Annotated in this window: 11 protein-coding genes and 1 pseudogene; 5 read left to right on the forward strand and 7 right to left on the reverse strand. The window is 33.8% G+C overall.

Going from position 1 to position 16,793, the window contains the following annotated elements:
• Positions 1 to 93: 93 nt before the first annotated feature.
• A complete protein-coding gene (locus ADIWIN_RS06165; protein WP_020897862.1) occupies positions 94 to 2,496 on the reverse strand; it encodes a zinc-dependent metalloprotease in 2,403 nt (800 codons plus the stop codon).
• A 103-nt stretch (positions 2,497 to 2,599) separates the two neighbouring features.
• On the opposite strand from ADIWIN_RS06165, the gene prfB reads away from it, so the two are divergent.
• The 4 genes from prfB (at position 2,600) to ADIWIN_RS06185 (ending at position 7,295) form a co-directional block, all read left to right on the forward strand.
• Positions 2,600 to 3,710 (forward strand): peptide chain release factor 2 gene (gene prfB, locus ADIWIN_RS06170; protein ID WP_152487224.1). Its coding sequence is split into 2 segments (ribosomal slippage): positions 2,600 to 2,662 and positions 2,664 to 3,710, totalling 1,110 coding nucleotides; the frame shifts between segments, so codons are not numbered across the junction.
• 32 nt (positions 3,711 to 3,742) lie between these two features.
• Entirely contained in the window at positions 3,743 to 4,084 is a 342-nt protein-coding gene (gene arsC / locus ADIWIN_RS06175; protein WP_020897864.1) for an arsenate reductase (glutaredoxin), read from the forward strand.
• Between the two features lie 97 nt (positions 4,085 to 4,181).
• Positions 4,182 to 4,637: a hypothetical protein gene (locus ADIWIN_RS06180; RefSeq protein WP_020897865.1), complete on the forward strand. Its 456-nt coding sequence runs from the start codon at positions 4,182 to 4,184 to the stop codon at positions 4,635 to 4,637.
• Between the two features lie 120 nt (positions 4,638 to 4,757).
• On the forward strand, positions 4,758 to 7,295 hold the full coding sequence (locus tag ADIWIN_RS06185) for a TonB-dependent receptor (protein WP_040756651.1): 2,538 nt from the start codon (positions 4,758 to 4,760) through the stop codon (positions 7,293 to 7,295).
• A 73-nt stretch (positions 7,296 to 7,368) separates the two neighbouring features.
• Here ADIWIN_RS06185 and ADIWIN_RS06190 read toward each other — a convergent pair whose 3' ends face one another.
• The 3 genes and pseudogenes from ADIWIN_RS06190 to ADIWIN_RS06200 all read right to left on the reverse strand — a co-directional run bounded on the left by ADIWIN_RS06190 (position 7,369) and on the right by ADIWIN_RS06200 (position 12,298).
• A complete protein-coding gene (locus ADIWIN_RS06190) occupies positions 7,369 to 9,957 on the reverse strand; it encodes a zinc-dependent metalloprotease (protein ID WP_020897867.1) in 2,589 nt (862 codons plus the stop codon).
• A gap of 251 nt (positions 9,958 to 10,208) precedes the next feature.
• Positions 10,209 to 11,576, reverse strand: a complete 1,368-nt coding sequence (locus ADIWIN_RS06195; protein ID WP_020897868.1) for a serine hydrolase — start codon at positions 11,574 to 11,576, stop codon at positions 10,209 to 10,211.
• Between the two features lie 54 nt (positions 11,577 to 11,630).
• Positions 11,631 to 12,298 (reverse strand): annotated as a pseudogene (locus ADIWIN_RS06200) (HAD family hydrolase).
• 127 nt (positions 12,299 to 12,425) lie between these two features.
• Between ADIWIN_RS06200 and ADIWIN_RS20820 the strand changes: the two are divergent.
• Positions 12,426 to 12,581: a hypothetical protein gene (locus tag ADIWIN_RS20820; RefSeq protein WP_020897871.1), complete on the forward strand. Its 156-nt coding sequence runs from the start codon at positions 12,426 to 12,428 to the stop codon at positions 12,579 to 12,581.
• Positions 12,582 to 12,660: 79 nt separating this feature from the next.
• Here the strand turns inward: ADIWIN_RS20820 and acs are convergent, their stop codons facing one another.
• From acs to ADIWIN_RS06215, 3 genes are all read right to left on the reverse strand, one after another.
• On the reverse strand, positions 12,661 to 14,568 hold the full coding sequence (gene acs / locus ADIWIN_RS06205) for an acetate--CoA ligase (RefSeq protein ID WP_020897872.1): 1,908 nt from the start codon (positions 14,566 to 14,568) through the stop codon (positions 12,661 to 12,663).
• A gap of 34 nt (positions 14,569 to 14,602) precedes the next feature.
• A complete protein-coding gene (locus ADIWIN_RS06210; RefSeq protein WP_020897873.1) occupies positions 14,603 to 14,959 on the reverse strand; it encodes a DUF779 domain-containing protein in 357 nt (118 codons plus the stop codon).
• A gap of 254 nt (positions 14,960 to 15,213) precedes the next feature.
• The gene (locus ADIWIN_RS06215) at positions 15,214 to 16,713 is read right to left on the reverse strand and encodes an aldehyde dehydrogenase family protein (RefSeq protein ID WP_020897874.1); all 1,500 of its coding nucleotides are present in this window, start codon (positions 16,711 to 16,713) and stop codon (positions 15,214 to 15,216) included.
• Positions 16,714 to 16,793: the final 80 nt, after the last annotated feature.

Consider the following 16,793-nt stretch of genomic DNA (forward strand, 5'->3'; position numbering starts at 1 on the left):
AAAATGGGAATCTTTTTAGTTAAACAATTTTTTTAATAGGTTTTGACTTTAACTTATCTTGAGCATAGCCGAAAGATTCGACAAACATAGAGTTCAATTTGAACTATAATTACAAACAGCACTTCCTATTGGTGAACCGTCTGGTATTTTTGGTGAACTTTCTAATTTGAATTTTTCTGGATGCTCGTAAAACTCTTTAATCATAATTCCATATTGCATATGCATCGCTTCAAGATTCAAAGATTGTCTTAGAAGGTCAGATATCGTTTTATTGGCAATCGCTCTAGTTTGAAAATAGCTTTCTTCATTTGTTGCTAAATTCATAAGATATTTTAGAACATTGACATTGATTTGATATTGTATTTCTGTTAGATATGAATCCGTATGTGTTTTCTCAAAGGACGCTTTTAAAAGCGCATCGATAACATCTTGTAAACTCAATTGATTTTCATCTAAACTTTTCTGCAAAATTAAACGATTAGCACGTTGCGGATGCAATAAAAATTTCAATGTCATATCACTTGCCGTATTTGCAGCACTTAAGGGATCAAAAGCCACTCCCGTTTTACCTTTAAAAGATTCTCGCGAACTTTTATAACCAAAAGCTCTAGGAGGAAATAAGTCTAACTTATCTTTTGGTATCGCTAAAATAGACGCCTCCAATGTTTTTAAAACAGCAGTTAAAGTTTCCTTTTGTGTAGATGCACTAACAGATTTAGATCGTAACTGTTCATCTCCTTTAACGGCATAATTATAATCTAAACCACCAATAACCTTTGTAGCTGCTTCTACCTGAAAACGATGGTAAAAATATAGAGGCACAAATACATCTTCTAACACAGAATAAGGTTGGTAAGCTTTAATATTATCTTCGGAAAAATTAGCAATGGCTTGTTTTCGTAATTCTAAAACAGCATTCAACTCTTCCGTTGGTGTTTTTCCATTATCCCACAAATGTGCCAAAGCATGTGCTCCGCCAGCTGCTCTCGCATCAGAATCGGTAATAAAACGTAAACCATCATTTTGTGATTTTTTCAATATGCTACGTAAGGCTTCTTCCTCATTCGTCTTTTTATCCAATTCAGAATAACTATAAGCGACTGTGACTTTATCCCAATCACCAATTCCTGTGGCATAGGCATTACTAAAATCAATTTCACCATCTTTTAAAGTTACCTGAGGATGTGGATAATCCATAACCGATGCTCTATTATTTGTACTTGCGGCAAAATTGTGAGCAAAACCAATAGTGTGGCCGACTTCGTGTGCGCTTAATTGTCTAATTCTGGCTAAGGCCATATCTAGCATCGGTTGGTAGTTATCATCACGTTCTGCAAACGGCTTATTCATTAAAGCTTGCGCAATCAGAAAATCTTGACGAATACGTAAGCTTCCTAAACTCACATGCCCTTTAATAATTTCACCCGTTCTAGGATCCACAACACTAGCACCATAACTCCAACCTCTTGTACTACGATGCACCCACTGAATCACATTATATCTGCAATCCATAGGATCTGCATCTTTAGGTAACATTTTCACCTGAAATGCGTCTTTAAAACCAATGGCTTCGTAAGCTTCATTCCACCATTTCGCCCCATCTAATAAAGCAGAACGCACAGGTTCTGGTGTCCCAGGATCTAAATAATAGATAATTGGGTCTTTAGCCTCACTCATTTTAGACCTCGGGTTTTTCTTTTCCAAACGATGTCTAATAATAAATCGTTTTGTGATATCCTCTTCAATAGGTGCAGCATAATCCATATAAGACATCGAAATCGCTCCACTGCGGGTATCAAAAACTCTTGGTTTGTAATTATTATCCGGTAACTTAATAAACGAATGATGCTGAACAACACTCACTAAAGAAGCTGTTGGCGTAACACTTCGTAAATTCTTGCCCGTTGGTTCACCTTTAAAAGTTAACAAAGCTTCAAACTCAACATTCTTAGGAAACGCTTTTGTGCGCCCTAAGGATAACGCGCTTTTTGAAGCATCTAATTTGTAAGCTCCTTCTTTCATCTTTTTTAAACGATAGGCCACTCCATGGGTATCCTCCATTAAAAACGGTGTAAAATCAATGACGTAAACATCATCTTTATCAGACATAATTTTAAATCCAAATAAAACGGACTTTGCAAAAGCCTGCTCAATACTCTTCTTTTCTAAAGTGTTTTTAGTGTTTGCTCGGTATTTTAAATTGGGCTGAATGAGTAATAATTTGTTTCCCGCTTTTTCAAAATAGACAACACGTTCACTCCCTAATTGACCTCTATCTAAACCGATGTTGTTGCTTCCAATTCCTGACGCTAGAGAATTCACGTATAAGAATTGCTCATTCAATTTCTTAACTTTAAGAAAGATTTTATCGGTACTTTCATCATAATAAAAATCGAAGTAGCCTTCATAGGCTTTTAGGTCTTTCTTATCTAGAATTTGAGCTTGAAATTGAGAGCAGATAAAAAAGAATCCAAACAGAACGTATAATTTTTTCATAGTAAAGTATTGAATCATAAAACTACGGAATTTCCAAAAAACCGATTCAAAATTATGGCACTTTATTAACGCGCCTTATATTTGTATAAAATTATCTTACACTATGATAACATCAGATCAAATAAAAGATCTCAATTCCCGTCTAGACGTACTTAGACAATATCTTTGACTTAGATGCTAAGCTCATAGAAATCGCTAACGAAGAAGAGCAAACTTTTGACCCTAATTTTTGGAATGACTCAAAAGCTGCCGAATTGATTATGAAATCTATTCGTGAGAAAAAGAGTTGGGTTAACGACTATAATGATGCCAAATCACTTTTTGAAGATTTAGAAGTTATTTACGAATTCTACAAGGAAGACGAAGCTCCGATGGAAAATGTTGAAGAACGTTATGAAACCGTAGTTAATGCCATTGAAAAGCTAGAATTTAAAAACATGTTGTCTGAAGAAGGTGACAGTTTAAGTGCTGTACTACAAATTACAGCTGGTGCAGGCGGAACAGAATCTTGCGATTGGGCGAATATGTTAATGCGTATGTATCTCATGTATGCCGAAAAAAGCGGTTATAAAGTTAGAGAGCTTAACATGCAAGAAGGAGATGTTGCTGGGATAAAAACCGTAACTTTAGAAATTGAAGGCGATTTTGCTTTTGGTTGGCTTAAAGGCGAAAACGGAGTCCATCGTTTGGTACGTATTTCACCTTTTGATAGTAACGCAAAACGACACACGAGTTTTGCTTCAGTTTATGTTTACCCTTTGGTTGACGATACTATTGAAATAGACATTAATCCATCTGATATTGAAATCACAACAGCCAGATCTAGTGGAGCTGGTGGACAAAATGTAAACAAAGTTGAAACAAAAGTTCAGCTTTTACATAAACCTTCTGGAATTCAAATTCAATGTTCAGAAACACGTTCTCAGCACGATAACCGAAATAGAGCAATGCAAATGTTGAAGTCACAATTGTACGAAATTGAGTTACAAAAACAAATGGCACAGCGTGATGATATTGAAGCTGGAAAAATGAAAATTGAATGGGGAAGTCAAATCAGAAATTACGTGATGCATCCTTATAAATTAGTCAAAGATGTACGTTCTGCTCACGAAACAGGAAATGTTGATGCTGTTATGGATGGTGCTATTGAACCGTTTTTAAAAGCTTACTTAATGATGATGGGACAAAAAGAAGATTCGGCATTAAAATTGTAATATTATAGTTACTAAAATAAAATCTGCATAAAATGATTGAAATATACCACAACCCAAGATGTTCCAAATCGAGACAAGGCCTTTCTATATTAGAAGAATCCGGTAAAGCATTTGAAATCATAAAATATCTGGAAGAAGATTTAACATCTGTAGAACTACAAGACGTGATTATAAAATTGGGTATTAAACCTATCGATTTAATCCGAAAAAACGAAGCTATTTGGAAATCAGAATTCAAAGGAAAATCCCTTTCTGATAATGAAATTATTGCCGCTATGGTTAATCATCCAAAACTCATAGAACGTCCGATTGTAATTAACGGAGATAAGGCTGTAATTGGCAGGCCACCAGAAGCAATCAAAGAAATTATATAACTTTACAAACATGAAACGAGCCTGTTCAAATTTTTATCAACTAAGAAAATGATTTAAAGCGAACAGCATGTGACCATAAAACAATAATCCCAAACACATGAAAAAGATAGTTTTATTAATTTTCACTATTCTCTTAAGCTTAAATATTAACGCTCAAAGACAAGGGAATAACAGGAGTAACATCCCTCAAACGAATAGAGAACCCACTGAACAAGAAATCGCAAAGTACGAACGAGAAGCAGAAGAACGTAAAGAAGAATATATTGCAAATTTCTTAACGACTCTAGAAGCAGATGATTTTCAAAAGCAAATCATTAAACTAAACATAAATAGTTTTTTTGAAGAAAAAATAGCCATCTTTAAAACAAGGTTTGAGCATTCTCTTGATCGTGAAGCAGCCATAAAAAAATTGGAAGATACTCATTTTGCAGAATTAAAGGAGCTTATTTCAGAAGATGACATGGCCAAAATAAAGGAAATGATAAATGGAAAATTTGATGAAAAGGAAGTCGTAAAAAAGAAGCGAAAAAAGAAAAAGAAAAACAAAGACTAATGTTTTGTTAAAAACGCTTCATTTTTTGCTGTCTTTAACACAAGATTAACCAATCTCAACTAAACTAAAGGTATTTTTGCGAGTCTAATAGACTAATAACCTTTAAACATTTGTGATGAAATTACGCCTTATTACCGCTTTCTTGTTAATTTTTGTTTTAGTTTTTCTTTTGCTCAAAAAGACTTAAAAATTGAAGGAACCATTATTGAAGAAGACACTAATATTCCACTAGAATATGCTACAGTTGTCGTTAAAACTAAAACAGATAACAAAATTATAACTGGTGGTATTACTGATACTAAAGGTAGATTTAATATTGAAGTTCCTATAGGGACTTATATCATATCTGTAGAATACATTTCTTACAAAACAAAAAATTTCCCAGAACGAAATTTTGACAAAGATACCGATTTAGGGACCATTAGTTTGGCTTTAGATGTCGCTTCTTTAAATGAAGTTATGGTTGTTGCAGAACGTACTACAGTCGAAATAAAATTAGACAAAAAAGTTTATAACATTGGTAAAGATTTAACGACTGCTGGTGGAACCGTAAGCGATGCGCTTAACAATGTACCCTCTGTTGCAGTAGATGTAGAAGGAGCCATTAGTCTTAGAGGAAATGAGAACGTTCGTATCTTAATTAACGGAAAACCTTCCGCAATGGCAGGTTTTGGTGATAGCAATATATTAAGTCAATTACCCGCAGAAGCTATTGAGCGTGTCGAAGTGATTACCTCACCATCTGCAAGATACGATGCTGAAGGTACAGCAGGAATCCTTAATATTATTCTTAGACAAAAAGAAACATTAGGCTTTAATGGGTCTGTAAATTTAACCGCTGGTAATCCTGATAATTTAGGAGTATCTGCTACTTTAAATTACCGTAAAGAAAAATATAATCTTTTTTCAAATTTTGGATGGCGCTATTCTGATGCTCCACGTACAACATTCACTGATGTTGATTACTATGATACTTATGATGAAGATGGACAATTAAGAGAACTTGAATTTAGAAAAATTATTGAAGACCAAAATGTAGATCGTTTAAGCAGAAACTACAACGCTAACATCGGTATGGAGTACTTTCTAAATGAATCTTCATCTGTAACAGGTAGTTTGTTTTACAACTTCGGAAATGACTCTGATATCTCTACAAATAATAGTGATCGTTTTAATGATAGCTATACGCTTATTGAACAGACCTTAAGAAGAGAGAAAGAAACAGAGAAAGATAATAAGTATCAAGTGGCACTTAATTATGTAAAGCGCTTTGGCGAGGATAGTGACCATAAGTTAACTGCTGATTTTCAATATGAAAAAGATAAAGAAGATGGGCTTACTTACTTGAATGAAGATTACGTCTTCACAGATCCGTCTAATTCTGATGTATTTCAAATTGAACAAGAATATACATATGAAGATCAAAAAGAATATCTAGTTCAAGCAGATTACGTATTGCCTTTAGGAAAAGATTCTCGTTTTGAAGCTGGTTATCGTGGAAACTTTAAAAATAGCAATACAGATTATCAATTAGAGCAAGAAGATATAGAAAATGGAAACTTTGGAAACCTAGTCGTTAATGATACAATTTCTAATATTTTCGATTATACAGAAAACGTAAACGCACTCTATACGCAATACGGATCTAAAATTGGACGATTCTCTTACCTATTTGGGTTACGATTAGAAAACACGCAACTAAAAGGAAAAATTGATTCACGCCTAACAGAACAAGAATTGGTTGCTGAATTCGGTTTTCCTATCGATACTGATTTTAACAATAATTATTTAGGTCTATTCCCTACCGTTAACTTTATTTATAATCTAAACACATCGGATAACGGGAATGAAGAAAGTGTTACACTTGGATATAATAGAAGAATTAATCGTCCTCGTGGTTGGTATATTAACCCTTTCCCATCACGTTCTAGTAGAACTAATGTTTTTCAAGGAAACCCTAATTTAGATCCTGCATACTCTAGTACTTTTGATTTAGGATATTTAAAACGTTGGGAAAAGTTTACACTTACTTCATCAATTTACTACCAACACGAAACAGATTCTTTTGAGCGTGTACAAGAAAACACAGGTCAAACAACTACAGATGGTATTGATATCATTAGAACAATCCCTATTAACTTAGCGACTAACAAACGAACTGGTGCTGAACTTGGTTTGATGTACAACCCTGAAAAATGGCTGCGCTTAAACTCTAGTTTTAACTTCTTTCAATTTGAAACCGAAGGTGATTTTAATGGAGTCGATTATGGAGCAAAAAACACAAGTTGGTTCGCTCGTTTTAGTTCTAAAGTCACTTTACCTTTAGCTATAGATTGGCAAACCAGTGCTTTCTACAGGGGAGCAAGACAAGATGCACAATCGGATACCGAAGGTATTTTCTCTTTAGACTTAGCATTCAGTAAAGAAATACTAAACAAAAAAGCAACGGTATCTGTAAACGTTAGAGATTTACTTAATTCTAGAAAATACGAATCTGTAACCACTACAGATTTCTACAGTCGTTATAGCGAATTTCAATGGAGACAACGTCAAGTTAATGTTTCTTTCATCTATAGATTTAACCAAAGGTTAAACAACAAAGATCGTTCTGGTGAACGTGGAAATGGTGGCGGAGACGACATGGAATTCGAAGGTTAAGAATTAAATTACAACTAAAAAAAGCACAAATTGCAATGCAATTTGTGCTTTTTTCTATTCTAAACTCTTCTATTTATTTTACCTCTTTAAGTGCATTATCTATTAGTGTGCGCAGGTGTTCCTTATGAGCTTTGCTAGACACATTACCTGTAACGGCAGCCATAGATCTAATTTGCTTTAAATTGTATAATGCCATTGATTTTGCATTATTAGAATAACGACTACTCTGTTTTCCTGTTAACATATCTATGAGGGTATTGGTATATGAAATTTGTAAATTTTGTCTAAACGAATTCACATTACCATTAATATCCGCTTTAAAAACAGCCGAATTTAAATCTGTCATAAATGTAGACAAGCTATATTCGTTACCATACAACTCACTATCTGTTATTCTCTGTAAGGTATTATAATGTAAAACATGACTCAATACATTCTGTTGATATGTTAATACTTGTTGATGAATTTTAGGATCTTCTGTACCTCTCATAAAACCAAAACCACGTCGTTGCATAGCTAAATCATTATATAACTCACTTGGTGCACTAAAAGCTGTAGGCGCAAAAGCATATTTAGTTAAAGCATTCATTGCACGTTTTTGATCTTCTAAACTAACAGGAGTAAACGGTTGCGATCCGCCTTCTTGTCCGATCATTGCTCTATCGACATAAACGCCACCAATAAATCTTGAAATGACATTTACAGCAGTTGCACGTTGCCCACTTAATAAGTAATAAGCACGTCTTAATTCTTGATATGATTCTCCGGTTTTAGCAAATTTAGTTTTAACACCACTCATCATGCTATCAACTAACTTAATTCTATCAATAGAATACCCAATTTGGTCGTTAGACAAATCCCCAATCATTACTCTAGGATCAATTGCTTTTCCTGGTGCACGCATATCATCTGCATCATTACCAAATATTAATTCTGGTTCAGTACTTCTATTAAGCAACGCTACTTTTTCTTGTTCTGATTTAAAAGGCATGTATCCAAACTGAATTGCCCAAACATCGTAAGGACCGACTGATGTGTCATAATACTGACCTTGTTTAGCTCTATCATTTGTAATATTAATACCAGCATAATCCATTACAGATCCTGTTAAACATTTACCTTCAATAAAATCCTTGTCCGCTAATTCTTCAGGTGAAAATAACTGACTTGCTTTCATATTATGATTAAGTCCAAGTGTATGCCCCACCTCATGCATAATTAAAGCTAGCATCGATTCTTTTTTCATACGAGCCATTTCTAAATCTGAGCCACCTGTCGTTTCAATTAATGCTTGCCCAAATAAGCTGTTTTCGTGCATTACATGACCAAAAGAACATAATACTTTATTCTTTTTTAAATACTCTGATGCATTAAATTCAACATCAGCTTTTGCCAAATCAAATAACTGATCGTAGAAAACTCTATTTGTAAAATGCACATATTCTAACATAATATCTGCACCAATTATTTCACCTGATCTAGGATTTACAAAACTTGGTCCATAACCTCCAAAAGGTGGATTTGGAGAAGACGTCCAACGTAATACATTATAGTTAATATCACCAGCATCCCAATCGGCATCATCTGGTTGCATTTTTACGACCATTGCATTCTTAAATCCTGCTTTTTCAAACGCTTTATTCCATTCTAAAACTCCTTGTGTAATTGTTTCCCGCCATTCTACTGGTGTCGAATTTTCCATCCACCATGTAATTGGTTTTACAGGTTCTGAGATTGCCGCTTCAGGATCTTTTTTAATTAAATTCCAACGGTGCACTAAATCTTTATATGGCGTAGAATTAGTCGCTGTTTGGTCTTCAACTTGGGTTGTAAAATAACCAACTCTTGGATCATCGAAAAGAGGTTCATAACTATTATCTGGCATGGCTATTAAACTATGAAACACCTTAATACTTACGTTTCTGCCATCAGTTATAGCTTGAGATCCTCCATTTAATACAGAAGGACTTGAGTATACATATTCAACCTCAAGATTTGTATTATCTTCATAATTCTTTATTGAATTAATCTTTGTTTTTGTCTTATCTAGATTACCAAGACTAAAAGCCATTGGACTAGAGCCAGGGAAACGCGGTGGTTTTACCTGAGTAAACGTTTCTTTTAAAAATAAATCATCGGCTTTTATAAGGTATAAGCCTTCTTCTTTGTCATGTGCCTCAATTTTTACAGTTGCCATGATACCTTCACTAGTATTAGCATCTTTAGATTTAGAAATAGCACTTTCGGGATCGAAATAAAAGGATGTGTTTTGAGATACAAACTCTATTTTATCATAGTATTTCTTTACCTTAAAAACTTTTGAACCTCCATAGGCGCCTCTAAATCTACCAGCATCAGTAACACCATTTGCGACTTGATTAAAATGAATATAATCTTTACCTAAATGGGCATCACTGATAACCATCTGCAAACTACCTGTGATGGTATCTCTATACATTGTAAAAAGGCCTTCAATCTTTTTGCTTGACTTAGTAAGATCTTTTATGGATTTATCTTTTTTAGGTTTCGGTGCTTCAACTTCAGTTTTACTCTTTTTGTCTTTCTTTTTGCGCTGAGCTTCTAAATTTTGTGGTGCTATAAACGCACACACAAGTAACACTAAAGACAATAGTCTTAAGGTATTTCGTTTTTTGATATTCATAATGATAAATTGTTAATTAGTATATGTTTGATGACGTACAAGATAAGAAATATCTAAACAAGACATATTCGTAACTAATTAACTATTAGCCAACACCAACCTCAGCCCTAGAAAGCATAAGGTAAACAATTAATAAACTTATAGACTTAATCGCAAGAAAAACTCATGCAGAAGTATGACTAAGAAATAAATAGGCTTATGTACATCGATTAAAAAGCTATACTTCGAAATCCTAAAAAAGAAAAATAAAACTACTCTACCTTATTACCAGGTAAATTCTGTCCACCTTGATGCAAAGTCAAAGCACTCACTTCTCCTGCATCATTAGTGCTGAACGTAATACTTGCTTCAACAACTTTTAAAAAGAACTTATGTTTTGCCGATGGAAAAATTTTAAATTGTGGTTGATTAGTGGCTTGTAAATAAAGTTGATTTTCTATTCTTTTAATCGTCAATGAAAATTCAGGTGCTAATTGATATACTCCTATATAATTTTCTAAAACCGCAGCAGAAACTTCTATTTCGTCTGGAAACTCAGATTTCTTTGGCAATTCTAAAGTTAAAGGTGCGTCCAGTAATTTCATTCCTACAGCATCAACACTCGAAACAGAATTAGTTAAAACCACAACTCCTTTACTGAAATCCTTTAAAAAACCTGTAAAAGCTCTGTAACCACCAGTACCCCCATTATGCCAAGTTATTGTGTTATTATTAGCAAAGTGCCATCCTAATGCGATATTAAAGCTTTCACTTTCGTCAGAAAAAGCAATTTGATGACTTAACTTCATGGCTTTATTTAATGACGTGTCATTAGTAGAAGTATTCGCTTTTATAAATTTAACCATATCACTAGTTGTAGATCGTATTGCACCTGCACCAGCTAATACATTTAAATCCCAATTATTTACAACTTCTAATTGCTCATTGTGTCCTACGGCTAATTGAGCTTTCATGGCATCCGATAAAACAATACCAGTACTTTTCATTCCTAGTGGATCTATAATTCTCGTTTTAACTAGGTCTTCATAAGTTTTTCCTGTATGCAATTCTAAAATATGACCTAATAATCCCATTCCTAAATTTGAATATTCATACTGAGATCCTATATCTCTCAGTAATTCATAAGACGATAAAAATTCATAAAGTATTTCTACTGAATAATCAGCAAACGGATTAGAATAATCTGCGGGTTCAAAATTACCTGGCATTCTTGGCAAACCAGAGGTATGAGTTGCTAAATCTTTAATTGTAATTTGTTTTCCATTTCGCTGAGGTACAATTACCGTTTTAGGTAAGTATTTTGAAATAAGATCACTAAGATTCATATTTCCTTTTAATACTTCATCAGCTAGAATAATAGTTGTAAAAACTTTAGAAATTGACCCGATTTCATAAATCGTATTTTGATCTACTGGCTTTCCGTTTTTAACTTCGGTATTTCCATAATTAAAATAGGTGACATTTTCTCCAGCTATATAGGCTAATGCTACACTTGTATTAAAACCTTCATCTACGCGTGCTTTAATATGATCTTGAATTTCAGTAGTTAGTTCTGCATTCTGAGAAAACGTAAATTGAACAAAAGTTAGAATTATAAGTAAGGCTGAATTGAATTTCATACTAATAATGGGATTTATTATAATAAGACTATAAAAAAGTAAAATAGTTACAAATTACATAGACTGATTAAAAAACGTTTTATGATTTAAAAACGATAGTTCATCAAAACTAGAAACAATCACATTAGCTAAGGTATAATCCTGACCAGAAGAATGTTCACTTTTAAAGCCTGCACAAAAAATACCTGCGGAATGTGCTGCTTTTATACCATTGGTAGAATCTTCAATCACCATACATTCCGATTTATTAAAACCGGTGTGTTCTGCCGCTTTAATAAAGATCTCTGGATGCGGTTTCGATTTTTCTAAATCCGCACCACTGAATTTACCGACGAAAAATTGATTCAATTCAAAACGATTAAAAATGCGGTCTATATTCGGCATAGAAGCTGAAGACGCTACGACTAATTTTAAGCCGTTGGAATGGTAATCTTTTATACGTTCTAAAACACCTTCAATCAAAGTGAGATCAGAATCGTTTTCAAACAAAATTTAAAATGCTTTCGTTTAATACTAACTAAACGTTCTGGTGTTTCATTCAAACTAAAATGATCGACTAATCGTTTACAAATATTGATGGTAGATTGCCCTGTGAATGATTCATAAAGTAAATCATCAACTTCTATATTAACATCGTTGAACATTTGATAGTAGGCTTTTCGATGTAAAGGTTCCGTGTCAACAATAACACCATCCATATCAAATAATACTGCTTTTAGCATAACATTTTTTAATTTGAAGCGAAGATAAAAAAGTAAATGGTATTCTTAAATCTCAGAACCAAACAATACTATTATGTTTATATTAAATTATGCTTAGTTTTGCACCCTGAAAACAATTTTAAACACAATGGCAAAACAAGGCAAAGAGAAAAACACAAATAACAAAGCCAAGCATACGAAACTTATTAATCAGAAAAAGAATAAGAAAAAGTCTCAAGTTGAAGAGCGCAAAGCACGTTTAAAAGCTATTGTTCAAAAATCAAAAGATTCTAAATCTGAATAGATAACCCTACGGTTTCAAAAAAAAAAAAAATCCAAACTTAAATAAAGTTTTAGGATTTTAATTTTAGTCTTAATACACTTTATTTCACATTATTAATAATATCCTGAACGACTTCGGGATTCAATAATGTACTTGTATCGCCTAATTGATCCGTTTCATTAGCTGCAATTTTTCTTAAAATGCGTCGCATAATTTTACCAGATCTTGTTTTAGGTAAACCTTCTGTAAACTGAATTTTATCTAGCTTAGCAATAGGACCAATTCGATCTGTAATAAGCTGATTGATTTCCATTCTTAAATTTTCATGGTTTCGGCTTTCTCCAACATCTTTCAAGGTTACATAACCATATAAAGCATTTCCTTTAACATCATGTGGAAAACCTACAATGGCAGATTCTGAAACTGCTGGATGTTCGTTTATTGCATCTTCAATTGGAGCTGTTCCTAAATTATGACCAGAAACAATTATGACATCATCCACGCGACCGGTTATTCTATAATACCCAACCTCATCTCTTAAGGCGCCATCTCCTGTAAAGTACATATTATCATATGCAGAAAAATACGTGTCTTTATAGCGTTGATGATTGCCCCAAATCGTTCTCGCCATTGCTGGCCAAGGGAATTTAATACACAAGCGCCCTTCTACTTGGTTGCCTTTTAGCTCTTGACCATTTTCATCCATTAATGCTGGTTGAACACCAATAAACGGTAAGGTTGCATAGGTTGGTTTGGTTGGTGTAGAAAACGGAATTGGAGTAATCATAATGCCTCCTGTTTCGGTTTGCCACCAGGTATCTACAATCGGACTCTTCTTTTTTCCAACGTTTTCATCATACCAATGCCATGCTTCTTCATTTATAGGTTCGCCTACAGATCCTAATACTTTTAATGAGGATAAATCATATTTTTCTATAAATTCCGTACCCTGTTTTGCTAGTGCTCTAATAGCCGTTGGTGCAGTATAAAACTGTGTTATTTTATGTTTCTCTACAATATTCCAAAAACGTCCGTAGTCTGGATAACTTGGTACACCCTCAAACATTACAGATGTTGCTCCGTTTGCCAAAGGCCCATAAACAATATAACTATGCCCTGTAATCCAACCGATATCTGCTGTACACCAATAAATATCTTCCTCGCGATATTGGAAAACATTTTTAAATGTATAAGCTGTATAAACCATATAGCCGCCAATAGTATGAACCATTCCTTTTGGTTTTCCTGTAGAACCAGAGGTGTAGAGAATAAACAAAGGATCTTCAGCATCCATAACTTCTGCAGCACAATCTGAGGAGGTGTCTTCTAAAAGTGGTGCTAACCAAAAATCACGACCGTCTTTCATATTAATATCCGATTGAATGTGTTTAGCAACTAAAACCGATTCAATTCCTGGTGTTTCATTTAACGCTTCATCAACGATACTTTTCAAATCTATAGTTTTTGAACCTCGATAAGAACCGTCTGATGTAATCATCATTTTTGCGTTACAATCATTAATCCTAGACGATATTGCTGTTGCAGAAAAGCCAGCAAAAATTACTGAATGAATCGCTCCTATTCTTGCACAGGCCAAAATTGATATTGCTAATTCCGGAATCATAGGCAAGTAAATACAAACTACATCTCCTTTTTTTATGCCCTTACTTTTAAGAACATTAGCGAATTTACAAACCCTTTCATGTAATTGTTTATAAGTGATATGTTCTGCTTCATCATCTGGATTATTGGGCTCAAATAAAATAGCCGTTTTATCACCTCTAGTATGCAAATGTCTATCAATACAGTTTTCAGTAATATTAAGTTTGGCGTCTTCAAACCATTTAAATTCCGCTTTCTTAAAGTCATAACTTAAAACATTAGACCACCGCTTTTTCCACGTAAAATGTTCTTCGGCTATTTCTTCCCAAAATTGTTCTGGATTACGGACTGATTTTCTATAAACTTGAAAATATTCTTCAAATTGTTTAATGTGATAATTACTCATTTTCTATTCTTATTTTTTGAGTTTAAAAAGGTAGTTATTTTGGGTTAAAAAAAGAAGCTTCTTCTTCAGTTAATAATCGTGAATGAATTAAAAACCGAAGACCTAGCGGTATTTCTAACGAAAAGCTCGCGCCTCTACCTTCAGTAACATCAACGGTTAAGTGGGTGTGCTTCCAATATTCGAACTGATCTTGGTTCATATAAAAATTCACCCCTTCAACTTCACCTAAAAGAATATCACTTTCATCTAGATACATATCTCCTTTTTCAAAAATCATTGGAGCGGAACCATCACAACAACCTCCACTCTGATGAAAAATTAAATCGCCATGCTTAGTTTTAAGTTGTTTAACTATTTCTGCTGCTTTATCTGTTATTTCTACGCGTTTCATGTTTCTATATGATTAAAAGATTGAAGACCGCTTCGCTTTTAGAACAAAGAGCAAAGACTTGATTGTAACTAACTGATAAAATACGGTCTCATTTTAAAAAATTTTAGGAACCGAATACTATGATACGAGTTCTAAAATTTAATTATATTTTATCAGTGATTATGTTTTAATCTAAAAAAAAGAAGCCGTCAAAAAAAGTAATTTTAAATTATTTCTTAGTTTTAGACCGCTTCTTTCTATGAATTAATCAACTCCTAAAAGAAACCTAATTTATTCTTATCATAAGAAATTAGCATATTCTTAGTTTGTCTGTAATGACTCATCATCATTAAGTGATTTTCTCTACCAAATCCAGATTTTTTATAGCCACCAAATGGTGCATGTGCTGGATAAGCATGATAACAATTTACCCAAACACGACCTGCTTTAATCGCTCTCGGTATTTGGTATAGTTGATGTGCATCACGCGTCCAAACTCCTGCTCCAAGTCCATACATGGTATCATTAGCAATCTCTAATGCTTCAGCTTCATCTTTAAACTTTGTGACACAAACGACTGGTCCAAAAATTTCCTCTTGAAAAACGCGCATTTTGTTATGACCTTCTAATATCGTTGGTTTAATATAGAAACCATTAGCTAAATCACCTTCTAATTTATTGGCTTCACCACCTGTTAATACTTTTGCGCCTTCTTCTTTTCCAATTTTAAAATACGATTGTATTTTTTCATACTGATCGTTAGAAGCTTGCGCACCAACCTGTGTATTCACATCATAAGGATTGTCTTGAACAATAGCATTCGTTCTTGCTACGACGCGCTCCATAAATGCATCGTAAATATCTTCTTGCACTAAAATCCGTGAAGGACATGTACACACTTCACCTTTATTAAACGCAAATAAAACAGCTCCTTCAATGGCTTTGTCTAAAAAGGCATCATCCTCATCCATTACACTATTAAAGAATATGTTTGGCGATTTTCCACCTAATTCCATAGTCACTGGATTTAGGTTCTTAGATGCATATTGCATAATTAATTGGCCTGTAGTCGTTTCTCCTGTAAACGCCACTTTATCAATTTTAGAACTCGACGCTAAAGGTTTCCCTGCTTCTGGACCAAAACCATGAATAATATTTAATACACCAGGAGGGAAAACATCTGCAATTTTCTCCATTAATAATGTTGCTGACGATGGAGTTTGTTCTGCCGGCTTTAATACCACGCAATTACCGGTTGCCAATGCTGGAGGTAATTTCCAAGACAACATTAATAACGGAAAATTCCATGGAATAATTTGACCAATAACACCCAATGGTTCTTTAATATTCATGGATAAGGTATTTTGATCTAACTCTGTAGCACTACCTTCTTCTGCTCTGATACATGCAGCAAAATAACGCCAATGATCTACAGCTAAAGGAATATCTGCATTCAACGTTTCTCGGATAGGTTTTCCATTATCACAGGTTTCAACAACGGCAAATTCTTCTAAATTCGCTTCTATAATATCTGCGACCTCATTTAAAAGTTTAGCGCGTTCAGCTGCAGGCGTATTTCCCCAAGCTTCTTTTGCAGCATTTGCAGCGTCAACTGCATTTTCTACATCTTCTTTTTGTGATCTTGGATATTTTGCAATGACACTTCCATCAATAGGAGATGTATTTTCAAAATAGTCTCCACCAACTGGCGGCACAAACTTTCCGTTTATAAAATTGAAATACTTGTCTTTAAATTCTGGTTTTGAATAGCTCATACCTTAATTAGTTTTATTGTTAATAATTTATTTATTTAGCATAAAAATTATCTATACTTTAGTTTTGATAAAGTTATTTT

The sequence above is a fragment of the Winogradskyella psychrotolerans RS-3 genome (genome assembly GCF_000427335.1).
GTDB classification, from domain to species: Bacteria; Bacteroidota; Bacteroidia; order Flavobacteriales; family Flavobacteriaceae; genus Winogradskyella; species Winogradskyella psychrotolerans.